Origin of the sequence: Micrococcus sp. APC 4021 (genome assembly GCF_030407635.1) — a bacterium.
GTDB lineage: Bacteria > Actinomycetota > Actinomycetes > Actinomycetales > Micrococcaceae > Micrococcus > Micrococcus luteus.
In genome coordinates this window covers 1-1,334 of the sequence record NZ_JASDCZ010000216.1, presented here as the reverse complement: position 1 = coordinate 1,334, position 1,334 = coordinate 1, and the positions used below count along the sequence as shown (strand labels likewise).

Below are 1,334 nucleotides of genomic sequence, written 5' to 3'. Positions count from 1 at the left end.
TACCTCCTGCGGAGACGCTCCTCCGGCCTCACTGGCCCCGGCCCGAGTCAACAACGTCATGCCCTCCTACATCTAGGAAGCGACGACGACGGCTCCCGTCTCGGCCACGACAGTGCGTGGAAGGCGCCCGTTTCCCGAACGAAAGTGCCGGGACACGCCGCCGTTTCCCGAACGAAAGCGGGGTGGGGCGGAATAGGTGCGGCGGGGTGTCCGTTGTGGTCGGCAGGACGATCGCCGGCGTGAGCGCGTCGGCCCCGCTGACGAAAGGACCCACCGTGGCCACCAAGGACCTGACCCTCGAGGAGTTCGGCTCCACCGTCGCCGAGAACGACACCGTGCTCGTGGACTTCTGGGCCGGCTGGTGCGGCCCGTGCCGCCAGTTCGCCCCCGTGTTCGAGGCCGCCTCGGAGAAGCACGACGACGTCGTGTTCGCCAAGGTCGACACGGAGGACCAGCAGCAGCTGGCGGCGATGGCCGGCATCACCTCCATCCCCACGCTCATGGCCTTCCGCGGCGGCGTGCTCGTGTTCTCCCAGGCCGGCGCCCTGCCGGGCACCGCGCTCGAGCAGCTGCTCGACCAGGTCAAGGGCCTCGACATCGCAGAGGTCCGCCGCCTGGCCGAGGAGCAGCAGGGCCAGCAGGGCGACGCCGAGCCGGGGCAGGACGAGGCCGTGCAGTCCACCGCCGCCCACCTCGACGACGTCAACGGCCGCTGACGGCCCGCGCGGCGTCGCCGCGCCGGCCGCTCACCGCGGGTCGAACGCCCCCTGCTGCCACTGCTCCACGAGCCACGGGCTGAACGCCCGGGGGACGGCGGCCAGGGCGGCGGCCAGATCGGCCGGCTCCACCCAGCACCACTCCGCGACCTCGTCCCGCTCCGGGGCGGGGTCGCCGTGCATCCGGGCCCGGAACACCGGGCAGATCTCGTGCTCCTCCATGCCGGAGGCGTCCGCGGCCCGGTAGCGGAAGTCGGGGAGCACCTCGACGACGTCGGACACCTCCACGCCCAGCTCCTGCGGGGCGCGGCGCAGCACGGCCTCCGCGGGGGACTCGCCGGGGCCGGGGTGCCCGCAGAACCCGTTGGTCCACACCCCGGGGAACGCCGCCTTGCCCAGCGCCCGGCGGGTGAGCAGGAACCGGTCGGCCTCGTCGTACACGTGACAGGAGAAGGCCAGGTGCAGGGGCGTGCCGCCGTCCTCGGTGCGGCGGTGGACCGTGGCCTTGGCCTCCGTGCCCACGGCCTCGCCCGCCGGGGACAGCAGGACCACGCGCTCGACGTCGTCGGGGCCTGCGACCGGGACGTCCGAGGCCGCCATCCACGGTCGGGCGACGGG

General features: G+C 73.8%; 2 protein-coding genes. One reads left to right on the top strand and one right to left on the bottom strand.

Features of this window, described 5'->3' with window-relative positions; all coding sequences use genetic code 11:
- Positions 1-275 precede the first annotated feature (275 nt).
- Positions 276-716: a thioredoxin gene (gene trxA / locus QL983_RS11250; RefSeq protein ID WP_051995255.1), complete on the top strand. Its 441-nt coding sequence runs from the start codon at positions 276-278 to the stop codon at positions 714-716.
- Between the two features lie 30 nt (positions 717-746).
- Here trxA and idi read toward each other — a convergent pair.
- On the bottom strand, positions 747-1,334 hold a 588-nt coding region (gene idi / locus QL983_RS11245), incomplete at its 5' end, for an isopentenyl-diphosphate Delta-isomerase (protein WP_290153050.1).